We start from the raw sequence: 18,024 nt of genomic DNA, 5'->3' as shown, positions 1-18,024 counted from the left end.
GAGGAAGCGATAAAAAAACACCTCGGCACGAACGCCGAGATGTCGTTTTAATCCGCCTTTCTGAATCGAATCAGGGACCAGATAATCAGTACAGCAAGTACTATCAGACAGATACTGATGCTAAAACGATTGCTCTGATCAAATACAAACATGACTGCAATGACACCGAGACAGAGCACAGCAGCTCCAGTTACGTAAGGGAATCCCCAGACCTTAAATGTCGGCTGTACCGGATATCTCTTGCGCAGCTTCATCTGTGATGTGGCGATACAAATCCACACGAGCATCACGACAAACCCCGGAACCGCCAACAGCACGCGGAAGAGCTGATCTTGTGCGAATAGCCCCAGCATGGAGCCCCCAAGCAGAATCACAGCACATACCAGCAGTGTATTTACCGGACTGCCGTTACGATTCGTTTGTGATAATGCCTTGGGAGCTTCACCACCTACCGCCATGGAATGCATCATACGGGATGCGCCGTAAATGCCGGAATTTGCAGCAGACAGAACGGCGGTCACCAAAATAAAGTTCATAATATGTGCGGCCCCCGGAAGTCCTGTAGAAGCCAGCACCTGTACAAACGGACTGCTCTCGGGCCCCAACTCATTCCACGGAATGAGCCCACAGATGATGAGAATCGGCAGCGTGAAAAATAAAATGATTCTCAGCATGAAGTTCCCCACAATTTTGGGCATCACCTTGTCCGCATTTTCTGTCTCCGTTAAGGTTAAGCCAATAAGCTCAGATCCTCCATACGAGAACATGACGACCAATAGTGCCGAAAAGATCGATGACCATCCATTAGGGAAGAAACCGCCTGCTTGCGTGTAATTTTGCAGATAAGGCGTGTTGTCACTTGGAATGATCCCGAAGATCAGAACAGCCCCGAGGATAATAAAAATAATAATCATGGCGATTTTAATGCCAGCCAGCCAAAATTCAAATTCCCCAAATACGCCTACACTCAGCAGATTAATCAGTATAATAAACACCGCACATACCAGGCTCAGCATCCACAGCGGCACTTCCGAGAACCAGTACTGCAAAAAGCTCCCTGCTGCAATCACCTCAATTACACATACCGACAACCAGAGGAAACAATACATCCATCCCATGATAAAGGAGACTCTGCTACCGAACGCTTCCTGCACAAAGTCTTTCATATTTTTGTTCTTGTACACCGTAGCCATCTCCGCCATCGCAGCCATGACAACCAGTAACAATAATCCTGCAAAAATGTACGTTACAATAACTCCTGGACCTGCAAGTCCAATCGTTTCGGCGCTTCCTTTGAAAATTCCGGTCCCAATGACACCGCCCATAGCCATAAAGCTAATATGTCTTGGTTTAAGTTTCTTCTGTAATGTTCCTTCTGTCTGAGCCAATTCAAGTCCTCCTGATGTAAAAAACGTCTGCATTTCTGTTTCATGTTTACATAAACATAATGTCCAGTATACCCTATTGTCCATGCCTCAGCCCAGCAGTTCCGTACGGCCAATTCATCCCAAACGAATGCTGACATAACCTATGTTTTATACCCCACAATGATACAAAGCAATCTGTATGCAATCCAATCCGTTCATTTGAATATATTCTACTCATCTTGCGATCTCCAATATGTATGATTTGTTGCAGTCCACCACTTCGCAAAACAATCATTAAACGCAAAAAAACAGCGGTCTGTATGCAACAGAATGCTGGTTTCTCGTGTGTTCCTGCTATGCTTTTCTTCGTATCATTCCATTTATAATTCCTTCGTCATAAAAGCGCTGTTCGGGTCCAGACTATAATCTGCAAAAGGCTCACAGTATACAAACCCAAAATCTTCATACAGCTTCCGCGCCGGAATAAAAGAATCCATCGAACCCGTCTCCAGACTGATCCGTTTATAACCCCGATTCTTGGCAACTTCAATAATGTGGGCAAGGATTTGCCTTGCCACACCTTTTCTCAGGTGAGCCGATGCTGTACGCATCGATTTCAATTCTGCATGCTCCGAATTCAATTCTTTCATGGCACCGCAGCCCAACAGTTCTTTCCCTTCCCATGCGCACCAGAATGTAATCTCAGGTTTCTTTAACCCATCCAGATCCAGGGCGTGAATGCTTTCCGGCGGCGAATCTGCTGCCATACCCTGCAAATGTTCTGCTATTAATCCAATGACTTGATGACCGCTCAAATCGTCTACTTTGATCTCCATATCTTCCACTCCTGCCCGACAATTTTGTTGTGTGTTGTATCACTGAATACATGTCTATTGTTTATATAGTACTACCATGACAGGTTTCCTGACAACAGCTTCAAAAACACAAATGAAATGTCTATTGTAACACCCTTAAATTTCCATTATAGTGAGGCTATCTGAAACCAAAAGGAGCGAGGAATATTGCGTAGCAGCCATATAGCTAATTGTCGTACTGAGGTGAAGCGAACTTAATTTGTGAAAAGGAGATCATCATGACACTATCGACTGAAAATCTGTTTTATAGCAAACGCTTGAAAATGACTCCGCCCCGTGCTGAAGACGTGCAGACCATGCTGCAATGGAATGAAGATCCTGAATATTTGCGAAATGTGGATACGGATATTGCCATTCCATTTTCGGAAAAGCAACTTGAGGATGAAGGCGAGACAAAGGACAAGGAAGTTTACTTCCGGCTTCGAACGCTTGAGGATGAACAACTGATCGGATTCGTTGTCATTCACAGCATTGAGTGGAACAACCGCTGCGGACAGCTTGCCATTGGCATTGGACTAGCAGAGCATCGCAACAAGGGATACGGAACGGAAGCGTTGAATCTTATTTTGCGGTATGCCTTCCATGAATTGAATCTGGACCGGGTAGGACTGGATGTCATCGCCTATAATGCCAAGGGCATCCGTGCTTATGAGAAGGTCGGCTTTCAATTGGAGGGTCGTGCTAGATCAGCCGTGTATCGTGATGGAAAACGCTATGATCGCTTATTGATGGGAATTCTAAGACCGGAATGGGAAGTACACAATCAGATCAATGTGGAGGGTGGACAAGCATGAATATGAATGTGGAAGTCACTGAATTTATCGAACAGATCCCGGTTCCCTGGCAAGCTCAGGTTGCAAGTAAACTGCGGGAGTTGGTACATGAGTCCATCCCTGAAGTAGAGGAACGTGTGCAATACAAGAAACCTCATTTCCTGAAAAACGGTAAATATGCAGCAGTTATCTCCCCTTCCAAGCCGGCAGTATCCTTCACGATCTTCAATGCAACCGGACTTGAGCTGCCAGATGGGATATTCGAAGGCCCAGCGGAACGTAAAACAATCAAAATCAAGGAAAAAGATACGCCGGACTATGAGTGGCTGGCTGCACTTCTGACACAGGCATCGGTAGAACTCTAAGCGTTAAAGAAAAAGGTCAATAGTAAGACTATTTTGAAGTTTCATTTCTCCATTTGGCCGAGTCGCTTGGCCAAGATGCTAACGAACCTGTTAAACCTTAAACGGCGGATCCTCAAGGCATGCAAATTTTAACGAATCTCAGTGACGTTATTTCGGTGTAACAACGGGGTCAAAGCCTTATATTCGACCCTATCGATGAAATAACGTCTCTGTAATTCGTTACATCTCAGATCGGTGCAAATGGGAGCAAATAACGTGTGCCAGGTTCGTTAGACCAAAATAATGTGAACAAGGGGCGTCCCGTGTCATCCTCATGACTATGGGACTGCCTCTAGTCATACAAAGGGGCCTCCCGTAATGTCGAAGACATGTGGGATATCCCCTTTTTGGTATGTAGCAGCTGTCATTACAATTTAAATCGCATCTATGCAATAACAGATTATTACTTCCCTCATCAGGATTGTTGATAAGATACCGCAGTCATCTGACACGGCTCGCAAATGAACATGTAATACATGCCATCCCCGTATTCCTCAACCTCGCTCCAGTCCATCTGTCCAACGACCCTCATCCTTGAAGCGCAGCATGGACAATTCGGATAATCCGCGTCCTGAACCCATCCGGGATGGCCCCCAATCTGGGATGTAGAAGGCTCCATCGCCCACTCACTGCCATGGAACGGGTGACGTGGTGCAGTCGCAATCCGAAACTGCCGGCCTGCATCCGGTGCAAGCTGTACGTAGTCGTCCGGGTCAAGATCATCCGCTCCCATCGGCATCACATTATGCGCACTCCAGCACGGTTCCCCTGCTGAATCCAACTCCATATAAACGACGCCATAACAGCTGCATATAACGCAAGTCTGTATTTGAAGTCGCTCACTGTTCCAAGCAACGTCCTGCAGTGCTGGATGCCGTACATCCAGATCAATTAAGGTCGTTAAATGACTGCCACACCACTCACAGTTATCGGCACTGGTCAACAGAATGGAGATTGGATAGCCAATTGACGTGTCACCAGCCCCTTCATTTTCTTTTACTTTATAGAGTGAATAACTTGGAGTGATGAATAAATCCCTGCGTTGACCTTCATTCGTCAACTCCCAACCGGCTTCGGTTGTATAGTGCTCTGGTGCGACATGCAGCTGATCTGCCCAGCGAGGTGGAGACTGCCTCCATTGCTGGAACTGACGTACGACCACTTCATCTCCAATATAGGCGAGCATGAGCAAGAGATTATTCCGATTCTCATCATCGATGTTCACCCGCTGCAAGAGTTGATTACGTACTTCGGCAGAGGCACTCTTATACAAAATGACAGGGTAGTAGATTTCGCGCTCCAATAGCTCAGGAATCTGTGCACACAACGAGGTACCATGATAACAAACCAGATATACCAAAATATCTTTACCTGTATCGTCATCCCCTGTGCGAATCAGCTTCATCGCATAATCGATCATGAGGGCTTGCTGCTCCGTAGACAAGGACAGATATACCTGTTCTTTGGATTGCTCATATGCCACATAACGGATTAGTGGATCATGAACCTGACGTGTATGCATGATTTTCAAAATCTCCACAGGGTCCGTTATTCCCTCATACAAGTCCACGTCGCGCCGATTGGCTTCAATATATCTTTGATGCGCCTCGCGTTCCATCTCCTGCTTGCAAGGCATGCAGTACCCACCTGTTCTGGCAGCCGTTGCTGGCAAAATGGTATTCGGGCACCCCTCTCGTTTGCACGGAATGCGTTCTGTCATCTATGGGTACCTCCTTTGCTATTGATCACGCTTCACGATCCATCGAGTCCGATCCATATCGATCAGCGGGATGATAGATTAGTGATGTCCCAGTTGGTCCTTCGTAAATTCATAAAATGCGATCGCATCTTCGCTATTGGCAAAACCCGCCTGAGCCATCTTGTCGCTGCCGCCACCTTTGCCCTGGTAGGCTCCGAGATTGCCCTTGAAGAAAGGTCCACAAGCCCACTCCGGCGGCTGCCCGTTCTGTGCCAATACAACTTTGGCCTCCGAGATGCTCGCAAAGAGTACAAGCCCCTCATGTTCTGATGTCAGCTTGGTCGCCAGACTCTGCATATCCTTGAGTGATTTGTCTTCAAAGATTTGGGCAATGACAAGCCCTTCCCGTGCAGATAAAAGCTCCTGCGCATAATAAGCGTCATTGGAAGTTTTCACAGCGTTCAGCTCTGCTTGCAGCTGCTTTTGTTCTGCTTCCATTTTGTCGATCCGATCCGCAAGCTCTTCCCGGCTGGTCTTCAATTTGGCTGTAATTCCGGTCAGCACGCTTTGCGCGGCGTTGAACTCATTCAGTGCTCGGTATCCGCATTTAAAATAAATCCGGGTGCCGCCCTTCACTTTCTCGGTTTTCAACAGTTTAATAATCCCGATCTCTCCTGTGGCTGACACATGTGTTCCACCACAAGCGTTATATTCCACGCCCTCGATCTCCACGATGCGAATATCTTCAGTGACGGAAGGCTGCTTCACCAGCGGTAGACGGGCCGCTTCTTCCGCTGTGACCCAGGAACTGCTGATTCTGGCATTCCGGTAAATCTGCTGATTGACCTCCATTTCAATTGCAGCCAGTTGGTTCGCTCCCAGTTCGGCTGCGGCCACATCAATCGTGATATAATCTGTCCCCAGATGAAAACTGAGCGTCATCGCATCTGCCAGCTTCAGCGTAATAGCCGACAGCAAATGCTGCCCGCTATGCTGCTGCATATGATCGAATCTGCGCTGCCAATCGATGTGGCAATCCACGTCATTCTGCTCCGGCGCACGCTCCAGCTTGTGCAGCACCTCACCATCTTCACTAATTACATCCAACACATCAATGCCGCCGATCTGCCCCAGATCACAAGGCTGTCCACCCCCATGCGGATAAAAAGCCGTCTCCGCCAGCGTGACATATATACCGTCTTCCTTGTCCACTCTGCCTGTAATTTGTGTATGCCACTCCTGTGTGTACGCGGAGTCATAATAGATTTTTTGCGTCATCGAATCATCCGATCCCTTCTCGTTCAAATGGCTATCCATACTCTCCAGATTACACTATCTGGAACCGCCAAGCCAAATTCCCGCCTCACATCACCGCTTTTCATATCAAAAAGACCGCTCTGTAAGCCAAGCTACAGAGCGGTCTCCTTACTTATATCCACTATCCACGTTTAATGAAACGTTGGATATGGATTGAACCTTATAATTACACCGGAACGAAGATTGCAGACTAATACTGTAGAAGCGAAGCGTTCGCCTTTATCACCGGATTTTACCCTTTATAGAGGTCAATCAAAAAAATCCGGGGATAACAGCGATCGAAAGTATGGTCTGCAATCGGAGTGGCCAAGTGTAATCTCGTTGCACTCCATGTTTATTTCATTGACTCGGATAGCTCTGTGAAAATAACACCCAGCGCATACGCTCCAGCATCCGGGTAGCCCAGACTGCGATCGCCAACAGCACCTGCGCGGCCCATACGTGCCACGATGTCTTCTGTTTTCTTCGCACCTTCTACTGCAGCTTCGGCACCTTTGGCAAACGCCGTTTTGAAGTCATCTCCAGACGTCGCACTTTGCGTCCATGAGTCTGCACAAGGGACAAGTGCGTCAACTAATGTCTTGTCACCTACAACGGCACCACGTCCGAAGGAACGTTCGCCTGTAGATTGAATCCCTTGTACTGCCGCCTGTATCATGTCAGCGAACTCTGCAACGTTCATTGACTGCTTGTCACCAACGGCTTTGCCTGCTGCCCGGAATGCCGAACCCCAGATTGGGCCGGATGCACCGCCGCAGTATTCCATAATGACAAGAGAACATGCATCGAGGAATGAACCGATATTCTTTTTCTCTTCGTTCACGATATGGTTCCATTCGCGCTTGAGCTGTCTGAAGCCCTTCGCTATGCTCATGCCAAAGTCGCCGTCACCCGCATGGGAATCCAGTTCACAGAACGGCACTTCGTTCTTGATAATGATTTCACTCATCTTATCGATCAGGTAGACGATATTATCCAGGGAGAATTGATTGTTGTTGATCACCGCAGACGTTGCAGGTGTCTCCACTTCATAGGATACAGGCGCATCTTCAGTCACGACGGCTTCCAACGCTTCCGAATATGCCACTGGCGCTACTGGAGGACCAGACACTTTGAAAGCAGGTGTATCACTTTCCTTAAACAACAACGTTTTTAGTTCATCGTCCAGTTTCAGGATGGTTACCGATGCGCCTGCCATATCGATGCTCGTCATGTAATTGCCAACAAACGTAGTGGCTACACCCAGTCCTGAACGCTGTGCCAGCTCACGCTGAACCGAGTTGTTGAGCAGATAAAGCTCCTGTAAAGGTGTCGCACCAAATCCATTTACAAGCACAGCAATCTCAGCGGATGCATCGTTGTCCAGCTTCATGTCTGAAAGCAGTGATTCAACCATGCGTCCTGCAAGCTCATCCGCAGATACCAATTTCTCGCGGCGTATGCCTGGCTCACCATGAATTCCTACACCGAATTCCATCTCATCTTCAGCGATTTCAAATGTCGGTGTTCCTTTCGCAGGCACGGTACAGGAAGTGAATCCAAATCCGATGCTGCGAACGTTCTGGGCTGCTTTCTCAGCAACAGTTTTCACCTCTGCCAGACTGCGGCCTTCTTCGGCTGCGGCTCCAGCGATTTTGTGCACCAGTACAGTTCCGGCAACGCCGCGGCGTCCTACCGTATACAGACTGTCTTGTACAGCAATGTCATCCTCAACCCGTACATATTGCACGTCAATGCCATCTTCCTCGGCAAGATGCGCCGCGTTCTTGAAGTTCATCATATCGCCGCTATAGTTCTTGATAATTAGCAGCGTGCCCTTCTTGCTAGCTGTGGCCTTGATCGCCTGATATACCTGAATCTGGGAAGGAGATGCGAATACATCTCCACAGACCGCAGCATCCAGCATGCCTTTACCCACGTAACCTGCATGGGCAGGTTCATGACCACTACCGCCGCCACTGATTAGGCTGACTTTATCAGCATTAATCTTCCTCCGCTTAATGACCTTATATTTTTTCAAAAATTCAAGCTCCGGGTGCGCGAGCGCAATGCCGTTGCACATTTCCATGACAACATTTTCAGCCTGATTGATGATTTTCTTCATTATTTCGCCTCCCGGCGAGCCTTGTACTCCGCACCAATCCGGTCAGCGGTAGCAATCGCACCAGCAACCTCAGTTACGGTGATCGGGAAAGGCATCGCGTGGATCGACTCTTCCGGAATACAAGCAATTTCAGCCACTTTCAACAATTCTTCCTGGCTAATGGTATCTACACCGATGTCAGCCAGACATACAGGCAGTCCCACTGCGAGACAGAAGTCCATGACTTCATGCAACTCTTCGGTTGGTGCATTTTCAAGGACGAGTTGTGCAATCGTACCGAAGGCTACCTTTTCCCCGTGGAAGAAGTGATGTGTGCCTTCCAGAATGGTAAATCCGTTATGGATTGCATGGGCTCCAGCCAGACCACCACTTTCGAATCCAAGACCGGACAACAGAATATTCGTTTCTACGATATTCTCCAGCGCTTGAGTGACCATGTTGCTGTCACTTGCCACTTTCGCTTTTACACCGTCACTGAGCAGCATTTCGTAGCACAACTTCGCCAGCGCGAGAGCTGCATTCGTACCTACCGCAGATGGTGTGTATCCTTCACGGGAACCCATTGGAAAACTTGCGTTCACACGAGAGTACGACTTCGCTGTAGCTCTTGCTTCGAAGTACGTAGACAACGCGTCACCCATACCCGATACGAGGAAACGTGTTGGTGCGTTTGCAATAACCGTTGTATCCACGAGAACAACACTTGGGCTTTGTTTGAAATAAGCATAATCATCAAAAGCACCTTCAGGCGTATACAACACAGCCGAATGACTTGTTGGTGCATCCGTTGCTGCGATGGTTGGACAGATGATCAGCGCTTCACCTTCTGCCACACATTTGGCTGCATCAATCGCTTTACCGCCACCAAGACCGATCGTACATGTGCATCCTTTTTCTTTCGCAATTTCCTGGAGACGAGCGACTTCCTCGCGGGAACATTCTCCTCTAAAACCGCTTTCAACAAACGTAATATTAAATTTCTGTGCCGTTGCATCGAGCTTCGCCTTTACACGCTGAACATCATCCGGATGTGCGATCAGCAATGCAGATTCACCAAAGGATTTTACAAAGTAACCTAGGTTCAACAATTCATCTTCGCCTTGTACATATTTCGTTGGGCTAATAAATGCTTTTCTCATAATGATATATGCCTCCTATGGATGATATAAGTTAAGTTCGTTTACTGCATAAATTACCTGCATACCTTCAACAAGGCTACCTGATGTAATTCTTGGATGAACTTATACATTAAATTTTAAATGCTCACAATTAACCTAAATATATACCATGCATGTGAGGTTTACAGTGGACTTTGATAACAAATTATTATAATTTGCAATCGTAATTTTTTGCTTTTCAACGGAAGCATGGTATCTTATTGTCATGTGATGGTTTATTTTTGACCTCCCATAACTATTTACCCGTCATTAACTCATCTTAATATGTACAACTTGCTAACTTTTAACGAACGAAATCATCATTCATCAAGTTAGCTATGGAGGATCACCCATGATTAAAGAATATCTGCATATCAATAAAATCCTTGACCTGAATAAATGGAAGCGTCTACAGGATTCTCTTGCCACTGTGACCAAGCTGGCTATTCTAACCGTTGATTATAAAGGCATTCCCGTAACCAGCCATAGCAGCTGTCAGGCCTTTTGCCAAAATGTTCGCAAAGATCCCGCATTGCTCCCCTACTGCCAGAAATGTGATTCTCGCGGTGGTCTGGAAGCCGTTCGATTGAACGAGCCTTATGTCTACCTGTGTCATTTCAATATCGTGGATATCGCGATTCCAATCACGATCGATGGGAAATATATCGGTGCGGTAATGGCAGGACAAGTGAAGCTCGCTGACCCGGAGAAAGGGACGGAATTGGAACAGATCGTCACGTCCAAGAACGTGCCTATGCATGCTGCGAAGCTAAAGGAATTACAGGACGATTATGACCAGCTGCCTGTCATGACCTATGAAGAGGTTGTGAAAATTTCCAACATGCTTTCTTTACTTTGTAACTACATCGTGGAGGAAGCACTGAACAAAAATTTGCTGGTGGAAATGTTCGAGAAAGCTTCGGGTCATCAGGAGTCTCTGAATCTGTCCACTATTCTGCCTGGGTACTCCATCCGTAATATTGAGTCGATCAAAAAAGAAATGACCAATGCGATTGCGGATGCCTATCTTAAAAACAGCCCAAGTGATACAGAGAGTTCCAGCCCGGTGCTCCAACCTGCTTTTGAATATATTCACAGTCACAAAAGTGAGCAAGTCTCACTTAAACAAATGGCCGATCTGTGCCACCTGAGTCCAAGTTATTTCAGCAGGCTGTTTGCCAAGGAAACGGGTGAGAACTTCACGACTTATATTGCACGACTCAAAATCAAATGGGCCAAGCAATTGCTGGAAGTTACGGACATGCCCGTGTCGCAGATCAGTGATGAACTGGGATTCAATGAATCGGGTTATTTTATCAAAATATTCAAAAAATTCGAGGAGATTACGCCTGCCCTCTATCGCAAATACATGCAGGAACAATGAGCAAGCCTAACTATAGTTTTTGTTACCAGAGGAAGACCTAGTGATATCTTTTTCATATCAAAGATGGGGTTAAAAGATATTTCACCTATTAATCTGCCATTGCTACAATGGAGTCCAGATTACTTAGGGAGGCGTCACGAATGGAATATCGCAAATTGGGAAACAGCGGTCTAACCGTCAGTGAGATTTCACTGGGCAACTGGATTACACATGGAGCACAAGTGGATGATGGAACCGCAAAAGCCTGTGTCCGGGCTGCTTTGGAGGCAGGCATCACGACATTTGATACGGCAGACGTCTATTCCAACACCAAGGCAGAAACTGTGTTAGGACATGCTCTAAAGGAGATCCGAAGAGAAAGTATTGAACTGTGCACCAAAGTCTGTCATCCAACCGGCTCAGGTCGCAACGACAGAGGACTTTCCCGCAAACATATTATGGAGGCCTGCAACGCTTCGTTGCAAAGATTGCAAACCGATTACATCGATGTCTATTATGCTCACCGTTATGATCCAAACACGCCGCTGGAGGAAACATTCCTTGCGTTTGCCGATCTGGTTCGTCAGGGCAAGGTTCACTATATTGGAGTTAGCGAATGGACAGCCGCTCAGATTGAAGAGGGTTCCGCATTAGCTAAGGAGCTTCGCGTGCCTTTTATTGCGAGCCAACCACAGTATTCGATGTTATGGCGTGTTATTGAGGAGAAAGTTGTGCCAGCAAGTACACAAGCAGGTCTGGGCCACATTACATGGTCTCCCCTGGCTCAGGGCATACTATCTGGTAAATATATTCCGCACGAAGCGCTGCCAGCCGGATCACGTGCAGCGGCCAATGCTGGAGCACCCTTTTTCAACAATCTGGCTGGTCGGTGGTTACGTGACGATGTTCTAACTGCTGTGCAGCAGCTTGTTCCATTGGCGAAAGAGATCGGTCTGACGCTCCCTCAACTCGCCGTTGCCTGGGTTCTCCAGCATCCGTATGTGTCATCCGTCATTATTGGGGCATCCCGTCCAGAGCAAGTCCTTGAGAATGTGAAAGCCTCTGGTGTTCAACTGGATCGGGAAATCCTGTCCCGCATTGATGAAATACTGAGTGAGTGGATTGAGAGAGATCCTGCCAAGACGGGTTAACCGCCATTTTGGGACAACTTTCGGAACACGAGAATTCTCATTCCCCATCAACGCATTCATCTACAATATTCATAAAACGGGAAATCACTTCCTGATTCATGTCCGTCCGCCATGCTGTGTACAACGGTACGGAGGGCGGACTTTCTGCTAATGGTAGAAATACCACACCCCTCCGCTCGAACACATCTACTGAAGAAGGAACGATGGATATCCCCATGCCCGCTGCAACGAGATTCACAATCGTGTACATCTGAATGGCTTCCTGTGTGATACGAGGATCTACACCATGCTCCCTACAATAATCCAGAACGAGGCGATGGAACGGAGAGCCCAGACGCCGCGGGAATAAAATAAAATCTTCGTCCGCCAGCTCGGTGATTGACACCTGAATCTGTGAAGCTAAAGGGTGATAGTCTGGCAGCACTGCGATTAATGTTTCCGTCTGACAGACCCGGAACGACAAATTTCCGTTGTGATCCTGATACCGCAAAAATCCAATATGGATCTGTCCATCTGCTAGTGCCTGCAATTGTTCGGACGAGGTCATCTCACGCAACGTAAGTTCAATCTGCGAGTACGCCGCACGGAATTTTCTCAACACATTGACCATAATACTCCCCGAAGCCGAATCCACAAAAGCAACCGTTAAATGTCCAATGATGCCCTGGTCAGCCTTCTGCGTAAGCTGGATGGATCGCTCAAGTTGGGCCATGATCAGCCTCGCCTGTTCCAGAAATACGGCACCGGCTGCCGTGAGACGAACCATTTTTTTCGTGCGTTCCAATAGCTTCACGCCGAGCTCTTCCTCCAGATTCTGAATCTGCTGGCTCAGCGGCGGCTGCGTCATATTTAATTTCTCAGCCGCACGGTGGAAATGAAGCTCCTCCGCCACGGTGATAAAGTATCGTAATTTTCGAATATCCATATGCCTGGTGTACTTCCCTTCCGACTAGCCTGTGACTTCATCTATTCCTGAACATGAAACATAATGAAATTTTGGTCCACGAATATGTTTACTATTAACGACGTGATGATACCAGAAGCTGCATTATTGCTGTTATTGCTGCATTTAAGTACCTTTCGTCACCTATCTTTCTTTTCCTGCAACAAAAAAGCCCTATCCAGCAAGTGGATAAGGCAGAATAACCATAGCTTTATTTTAGTTCACATGTTTCCGCAGTTCTTCATCCAGCCATTCCAGCGCTGAACGCAGCTTGTCCTTGGGTACATTCTGATAACGATCCCCTGTTGAGAATTCAAAGGCGCAGCTATGCGCACTGGTCTGCTGCAAGTATGAAGTAATCCCTATGCCGAATTGCTGAGCCATGGATGCCAGAATACGCTCCACCTCGGCTTGGGCCAAGGGGAAATGTACGTGAAACATATTGGAGACGGGTACTTCTGGCAATGTACTTATACCATGGCACGCATTCAACAAGGTGGCCAATTCCTTGGCCTGCTCATAATAAAGCCCCATTTTGCCAATTCGTTCATTGAAATAATATTGAGAGCTAAGAATATAAGGATATAGGCCGATCAGATCGCCGCCGTGCCGACGCTTCCATATTTTCGATTCTTGCATAACATCCGTATCTCCTGCCAATATAGCCCCAGCAATTCCTCCAATGCCTTTGTAAAAAGAGACGTAGACACTATCGAACAGACTGCAAATCTCGGCGGGTGTCTTCTGATAATAAGGCGTGATTTCGAACAGGCGTGCTCCGTCTAGATGAAGCTTGATTCCACGTTCACGGCAATAGGCTGAGATTGCCTCCAACTCTTCATAGGCAGGCAATTGTCCACCAATCTCGCGTTGTGGCAGTTCAAGCAGCAGGCAGGAAATCTCCTCATCCATCCCCTCTACATCTTCCAATCGAATCAGTCGGTCCTCGTCCGCCAGCAAAATGGATTCAATCTGATGTAACTCTTTCAGTCCGTCTTCCTCATGGATTTCCAGATGAGATAAAGGATGATAAGCTACCCTCTTGATGCCTTTGCGGTCACACCAGATACGTAAGACGATTTGCTGGGCCATCGTACCACTGGGGAAAAATACAGCTGATTCCTTACCCAGAACGTCAGCCATCTGCTGCTGGAATTGATCAATGATTTTGCCGTTGCCATAATGATCACTATACTGTTCCCCATCCACCTGCTCCAGCGCTTCCTGAAGTACTTTGACTTTACGACTTCCGTGTCCACCTATAATAAACTCTGCCTGATTAAAAGCTTCCGCTAATGTTAGCTCTATATCCTTCAAGGTTATTCACTCCTTTTATTGTTCTGGTCCTTGTTTCGTCATCATCTGCACCAATGCATCCAACGCTCCGGATCGATGCTCACTCCGTGAATGCACAAATCCTACTTCCAACCTGCGATACGGATCAGGTAAAGATAATACTGTAACTTCGCCTCTGCGTTCTGCTTTCGCAACCGAGGAGCGTGGGAGCAATGACACACCCAACCCGGCAGATACGCCATTCATAATGGTGTCCAATGTTCCGTATTCCGTGACATTGAGAGTGTGCACGCCTTGATCTTTCAAAAAGGCTTCTGCCTGCATACGATGTGTACAGCCTACTTCAAAAAACAACATCGGTTTGCACAATAAATCATGCATTTCACGGGTTCCGGGTTCAGCAATCAGCACCAACTCTTCGTCGTACACTTTCATATAGTTCAGCTCAGGGTGGTCGATTGGGCCATATATTAAAGCTCCATGCAGCTCATGTTGAATGACCTTCTGATTGAGTTCATGTGTACCCCCTGTAATTAACGAATGTTGCACCTTAGGGTAACATAAACGGTATTCAGCGAGCAGCGGCGTAAGAAAACTGGAGGCTGCGGTCTCAATCGCGCCAAGACGGAGTATCCCAGCAGGTGGATTCCCGACCTGCGTTGCCTGCTCCGCTTCATATAACAAATGTAATATTTTATCCGCATATCCCAGTAAATTCTCACCCGCTGGTGTGAGCGACATGCCCCGGTTGGAGCGATGAAACAGCGGTACTTGCAGCTGATCTTCCAACTGTTTAATTCGTGTTGTTACATTGGATTGCACATAATTCAGCGCTAATGCTGCTTTGCTGATACTGCCTTCGCGGGCAACCGTCTGAAATATTTTCAAATCTCCTGCATCCATGCCCTGATCACCTGCTTGTTATCTATTATCTGAATTGATACTGACATTCATTTTTGTTCATTTTACGTGAATCTGCCCCATCTGTACAATGAGGCTCAGTAGTGAAGTTTTTATATACACAAGGAGAGATTTTGAAAATGAAAGCTATTATACATTCCGGCCAAAGCGGCCTTGAAGGTCTTCAATATACAGAGTCAACATCTCGGGCCCCAGAAGCCGGTGAAGTACAGATACAACTAAAATCTGCTGGAATTAATCATCGTGATCTGTTCATCATGGCAGGACGTACATTCCAGGACACACCACTCATTCTTGGCTCCGATGGAGCAGGTGTAATCATAGCAATTGGAGAAGATGTAGAGAACTTATCTGTAGGTGATGAGGTCATTATCCACCCTACTCTCGGTTGGGACCACGCATTAGACGTACCCATTGTGCCCGAAATTGTAGGGGGCCCTACGGATGGAACTCTCGCACGATATATTACGCTGCCTGCTAGAAATGCCTTACCCAAACCCTCTCATCTATCATGGGCGGAAGCAGGGGTATTGTCCCTTTCGGCTTTGACAGCATACCGCGCCCTATTCACTCGTGGCGGACTTAAGCAGGGTGAACACACCCTCATTCCCGGCATTGGCGGCGGTGTAGCGACCTATGCTTTGCTTATGGCCGTAGCCGCTGGTGCCAAAGTGACCGTTACATCAAGAAGTGAAGCCAAGAGACATGAGGCTCTTCGTCTAGGCGCTTTCCAAGCTCTGGACAGTCATGCAGACTGGAGTCTGCAGAATGATCTTGATCCTGTTGATTTCATCTTGGATAGCATCGGACAAGCCATGTTCCCAAAATATTTTGATATAATCAGACCAGGTGGACGTATCGTGATGTATGGCGCAAGCTCGGGAGATAATCTGGCTGTTCCGATCCGCTCGATCTTTTTCCCTCAAGTTAGCCTGATTGGCACCTCCATGGGCAGCCGTGAAGAGTTTGTCCAGATGCTCCAATGGGTTGAAGAGCATAATTTACATCCTGTAATCGATAGCATATATCCACTACAGGACACAGCGAAAGCATTCGAACGTATGGAAAAGGGAGAGCAGTTTGGCAATCTTGCTATACTCGTGGAGTGACACCTGGTTTTAAATGGACCTTCATGAATTGGTAAATATCATTTTACGATAATAGGGGGAGTCCATCTGACCCGTCTCGCTAAACGTACAGCCATTGTTCTCGTCGCAATTATACTTTTGGCCCAAATTCCTATGTTGAAAGCAACCTTTGCCCGAGGGGTAACTACGCTATATGTGAACATAAAGTATCCCGAACGCTCCTTTCAATACAGGGATTTCATCTATGAATCTCATTTTGGAAGCTATCTCATTTCTTATGCTGATCAAGACGAAAAACTCATTAGCCTGATGCTTGAGCCCAAATTTTTACCGGTCATCGTTACGTATGATCCATTGGATCAACCCATGAAAGACTAGATTGTTCACTCTATGAATCATTCAGGAGGTATCGATATGTCCAATCATTCGCATTTGGTCGAATGGGTTCGCAAACTGCAGAATGCCGAAGGAACCGAAGATGAACTGGATGAGATGCTAACCGAGCTACAGCAGCAATTGCCTCATGCAGAGATCAGCAATCTGATTTTCTGGGATGATCGAGACCTGACACCCGAACAGATTGTGGAAGAGGCGCTGGCTGCTCGTCCGATCATTCTTCCGCCCAGCCCTTAGCCCTTATCCTATTAAATAAACATCACAATTCAGCCCTTTCTCCCCATCTTCCATATTTTCGTTATAATGTAAACAAGACATCAGGAATACAGGAGGCGAATTATGGAAACGGAAGGTTTACGCAACGTCGAGAAGTTGGCGCTGAAGAAACACAAGATTTACAAACAAAGCTTGATCAGGTACCTTGCACGCTCCATGCTCGCCAGCATGTTTATCGGGTTTGGCGTCATCGTGGCGTTCAAGACGGGTAACTTCTTTTATATGGAAGATTCCCCTTTTACATACCCTATGGCTGCCCTCACGTTCGGTGCGGCAATTATTCTGATCGCCTATGGTGGCGGTGATCTGTTCACAGGAAATACGTTCTACTACACCTATGCCGCCTTACGCAAGAAACTGAAATGGTTCGAAGTGGTGAAGCTATGGATCGCAAGTTACAGTGGAAATTTGATGGGTGCGGCGGTATTTGCCCTGTTAATCTACCTGACGGGTCTATTCGATTCTTCTCAAGTGAATGGTTTTCTGTTGAGTGTCGTGGAGCACAAGATGGAAGCTCCGGCCATGCAGCTTTTCTTCCGGGGTATCCTGTGTAACTGGCTCGTATGTCTGGCGTTCTTTGTACCAATGTTCATGAAGGAGAATGGCGCGAAAATGTTCGCCATGATGCTCTTTGTCTTCTGTTTCTTCATTTCGGGATATGAGCACAGCGTCGCCAATATGTGTACATTCGCGATTGCGCTGGTACTAAACCATCCGGGGACCATTTCATTCGGCGGGGTTATTCACAACCTGATTCCGGTGACGCTCGGCAATCTGGTGGGCGGCGTGCTGCTGATGGGCTTCATGTATTATGCGGTGAATAAACCGTTTCTGGACGAAGAGACACACTAATACTTTGGGCAAAAAATCCCCCTTACTGGCCCGGTCACCTGA

16 protein-coding genes are annotated in these 18,024 nt (G+C 47.1%); 7 read left to right on the top strand and 9 right to left on the bottom strand.

Annotated elements, in window-relative coordinates:
* Positions 1–47 precede the first annotated feature (47 nt).
* Complete coding sequence (locus ACDJ58_RS03410) at positions 48–1,388, bottom strand: amino acid permease (RefSeq protein WP_413375502.1); 1,341 nt, start codon at positions 1,386–1,388, stop codon at positions 48–50.
* A gap of 359 nt (positions 1,389–1,747) precedes the next feature.
* Positions 1,748–2,203: a GNAT family N-acetyltransferase gene (locus ACDJ58_RS03405; RefSeq protein ID WP_413375500.1), complete on the bottom strand. Its 456-nt coding sequence runs from the start codon at positions 2,201–2,203 to the stop codon at positions 1,748–1,750.
* A 257-nt stretch (positions 2,204–2,460) separates the two neighbouring features.
* On the opposite strand from ACDJ58_RS03405, the gene ACDJ58_RS03400 reads away from it, so the two are divergent.
* Together ACDJ58_RS03400 and ACDJ58_RS03395 are read left to right on the top strand one after the other, a co-directional pair.
* On the top strand, positions 2,461–3,036 hold the full coding sequence (locus ACDJ58_RS03400; protein ID WP_083678997.1) for a GNAT family N-acetyltransferase: 576 nt from the start codon (positions 2,461–2,463) through the stop codon (positions 3,034–3,036).
* A 2-nt stretch (positions 3,037–3,038) separates the two neighbouring features.
* A complete protein-coding gene (locus ACDJ58_RS03395) occupies positions 3,039–3,380 on the top strand; it encodes a DUF1801 domain-containing protein (RefSeq protein WP_413379443.1) in 342 nt (113 codons plus the stop codon).
* A 454-nt stretch (positions 3,381–3,834) separates the two neighbouring features.
* On the opposite strand, the gene ACDJ58_RS03390 is transcribed toward ACDJ58_RS03395, so the two are convergent.
* From ACDJ58_RS03390 to ACDJ58_RS03375, 4 genes are all read right to left on the bottom strand, one after another.
* Positions 3,835–5,139, bottom strand: coding sequence for a DUF1963 domain-containing protein (locus ACDJ58_RS03390; RefSeq protein ID WP_413375497.1), 1,305 nt, complete (start codon positions 5,137–5,139; stop codon positions 3,835–3,837).
* A 78-nt stretch (positions 5,140–5,217) separates the two neighbouring features.
* Positions 5,218–6,396 carry an alanyl-tRNA editing protein gene (locus ACDJ58_RS03385; protein WP_413379441.1) on the bottom strand — a complete coding sequence of 393 codons (1,179 nt, stop codon included), beginning with the start codon at positions 6,394–6,396 and terminating at the stop codon, positions 5,218–5,220.
* Positions 6,397–6,769: 373 nt separating this feature from the next.
* Entirely contained in the window at positions 6,770–8,539 is a 1,770-nt protein-coding gene (gene dhaK, locus ACDJ58_RS03380; RefSeq protein ID WP_413375495.1) for a dihydroxyacetone kinase subunit DhaK, read from the bottom strand.
* Entirely contained in the window at positions 8,539–9,678 is a 1,140-nt protein-coding gene (locus ACDJ58_RS03375; protein ID WP_413375493.1) for a glycerol dehydrogenase, read from the bottom strand. The genes dhaK and ACDJ58_RS03375 overlap by 1 nt, the downstream gene beginning before the upstream one ends.
* 370 nt (positions 9,679–10,048) lie before the next feature.
* Between ACDJ58_RS03375 and ACDJ58_RS03370 the strand changes: the two genes are divergently transcribed.
* Together ACDJ58_RS03370 and ACDJ58_RS03365 are read left to right on the top strand one after the other, a co-directional pair.
* Complete coding sequence (locus tag ACDJ58_RS03370; protein ID WP_413375491.1) at positions 10,049–11,080, top strand: PocR ligand-binding domain-containing protein; 1,032 nt, start codon at positions 10,049–10,051, stop codon at positions 11,078–11,080.
* Positions 11,081–11,220: 140 nt separating this feature from the next.
* Positions 11,221–12,210, top strand: a complete 990-nt coding sequence (locus ACDJ58_RS03365; RefSeq protein WP_413375489.1) for an aldo/keto reductase family protein — start codon at positions 11,221–11,223, stop codon at positions 12,208–12,210.
* 37 nt (positions 12,211–12,247) lie between these two features.
* Here the strand turns inward: ACDJ58_RS03365 and ACDJ58_RS03360 are convergent, their stop codons facing one another.
* The 3 genes from ACDJ58_RS03360 to ACDJ58_RS03350 all read right to left on the bottom strand — a co-directional run bounded on the left by ACDJ58_RS03360 (position 12,248) and on the right by ACDJ58_RS03350 (position 15,352).
* Positions 12,248–13,135: a LysR substrate-binding domain-containing protein gene (locus tag ACDJ58_RS03360; protein WP_413375487.1), complete on the bottom strand. Its 888-nt coding sequence runs from the start codon at positions 13,133–13,135 to the stop codon at positions 12,248–12,250.
* A 234-nt stretch (positions 13,136–13,369) separates the two neighbouring features.
* Positions 13,370–14,470 (bottom strand): threonine aldolase family protein, encoded by a 1,101-nt coding sequence (locus ACDJ58_RS03355; RefSeq protein ID WP_413375485.1) that lies wholly within the window; start codon positions 14,468–14,470, stop codon positions 13,370–13,372.
* 15 nt (positions 14,471–14,485) lie between these two features.
* Positions 14,486–15,352, bottom strand: a complete 867-nt coding sequence (locus ACDJ58_RS03350) for a LysR family transcriptional regulator (protein ID WP_413375483.1) — start codon at positions 15,350–15,352, stop codon at positions 14,486–14,488.
* A gap of 137 nt (positions 15,353–15,489) precedes the next feature.
* Between ACDJ58_RS03350 and ACDJ58_RS03345 the strand changes: the two genes are divergently transcribed.
* From ACDJ58_RS03345 to ACDJ58_RS03335, 3 genes are all read left to right on the top strand, one after another.
* Positions 15,490–16,479: a quinone oxidoreductase family protein gene (locus ACDJ58_RS03345; RefSeq protein WP_413375481.1), complete on the top strand. Its 990-nt coding sequence runs from the start codon at positions 15,490–15,492 to the stop codon at positions 16,477–16,479.
* A 393-nt stretch (positions 16,480–16,872) separates the two neighbouring features.
* The gene (locus ACDJ58_RS03340; protein WP_413375479.1) at positions 16,873–17,091 is read left to right on the top strand and encodes a hypothetical protein; all 219 of its coding nucleotides are present in this window, start codon (positions 16,873–16,875) and stop codon (positions 17,089–17,091) included.
* A 102-nt stretch (positions 17,092–17,193) separates the two neighbouring features.
* Positions 17,194–17,982 (top strand): formate/nitrite transporter family protein, encoded by a 789-nt coding sequence (locus ACDJ58_RS03335; RefSeq protein ID WP_053784134.1) that lies wholly within the window; start codon positions 17,194–17,196, stop codon positions 17,980–17,982.
* Positions 17,983–18,024 lie beyond the last annotated feature (42 nt).

Source organism: Paenibacillus taichungensis, assembly GCF_047302525.1.
In the GTDB taxonomy this organism is placed as follows: Bacteria; Bacillota; Bacilli; order Paenibacillales; family Paenibacillaceae; genus Paenibacillus; species Paenibacillus taichungensis_B.
Note: the sequence above shows the minus strand (reverse complement) of the source record. Positions and strands in the feature narration are given on the sequence as shown.